This is a genomic window from Ferroplasma sp. Type II, assembly GCF_000496155.1.
In genome coordinates this window covers 2,984-4,092 of the sequence record NZ_KI542787.1, presented here as the reverse complement: position 1 = coordinate 4,092, position 1,109 = coordinate 2,984, and the positions used below count along the sequence as shown (strand labels likewise).

General features: G+C 39.3%; 2 protein-coding genes. Both read left to right on the top strand.

The features are described 5' to 3' along the window. The first annotated feature begins 369 nt into the window (after nt 1-369). The gene (locus AMDU4_RS11350; protein WP_021787165.1) at nt 370-681 is read left to right on the top strand and encodes a hypothetical protein; all 312 of its coding nucleotides are present in this window, start codon (nt 370-372) and stop codon (nt 679-681) included. Beyond that, the coding region (locus AMDU4_RS11345; protein WP_290705199.1) for a hypothetical protein at nt 678-1,109 on the top strand (432 nt) is incomplete at its 3' end. The genes AMDU4_RS11350 and AMDU4_RS11345, both read left to right, overlap by 4 nt.

The following is a 1,109-nucleotide window of genomic DNA, read 5'->3' as shown; positions in this document are numbered from 1 at the left end:
AAGTCAGTGGTGAAATACGCACAGATCAATGAGGACCACATTAACAACGAAAAGAATACGACAAGGATGGTAAAACATCTCGGTCATGTTCAATCGGAAAAGGATATTGAGAGATACAGGAACAGAGATGATCCTTAATGATTCATTGCCTGATACTGTATACAATGATAAAATAATGGATAAAGCCAATGAAGTATGAAATTCATGCATTTGAAAATAGAAAATTCGGTAGAATCAACCATCTATTTCCGCCATAGGTATAGTGCTATGGCAATTATATCCCGTCAGATAAATAATTATTTTTTATGGATTTTTTATTGAAAACATTGGGTACCGAAAGGTTTATATTGTGTGTGGTAATTACCATACATGACTGTGATACCGCATAAGGTTAAGAGGCATGGAAAGGAATATTACGAACTCATTGACGTGAAAAGGGTGAAAGGAAAGACTGTCCAGAAGTATGTCGGATACCTGGGGAAGAACCCGAACTCAAAGAAGGAGATTGAGCCGGGTGATCTGCTACTATACATTACCAGACTCCTGGACAAGAATATAAGCCAGGAGGATATTGGTTCAATACTTAAGAAAATCGGCATCGGTTATGATGCATGGCCAGTAACAAAGATCATCATAGAGAACGATTTAAAGATGAATAAGGTATTCCTGAAGCTGAAATGATTCCAGCAATAGTGTTCAGATATCCATCACATGTATGTCCGGAATGCAGGGCACATCTCATTGCATACAAGACAGAGAGGAGGATCGTCAGGTCATATTCCATGGGGGAGTTTACTGCAATCCACAGGATCATGAAATGCAGCAACCATGGAACATTGTTTAGATCCAGCATGCTGGAATCACTTGTAAGTCCCCATTGCACCTATGCCAATGATATTATGGTGGAGGCTGCCATGGGCAGGTTCATAAAGGGCTATTCATGTTCTGAGATATCGGCAGGATTAAACAATAGCATATCTGAATCCCATGTGAGGCTGTTAAGCAATAGGGGAATGGATATATTAATGGAGATACATGAGGAAAACATTCCCAGGCTAAAAGATGCAATGAATTCATACATACTGCAGATAGACGGTACAACAGATTCT

Coding starts and splice junctions, on each gene's coding strand:
- AMDU4_RS11350 (WP_021787165.1), top strand. CDS start 370: ATGACTGTGATACCGCATAAGGTTAAGAGGCATGGAAAGGAATATTAC.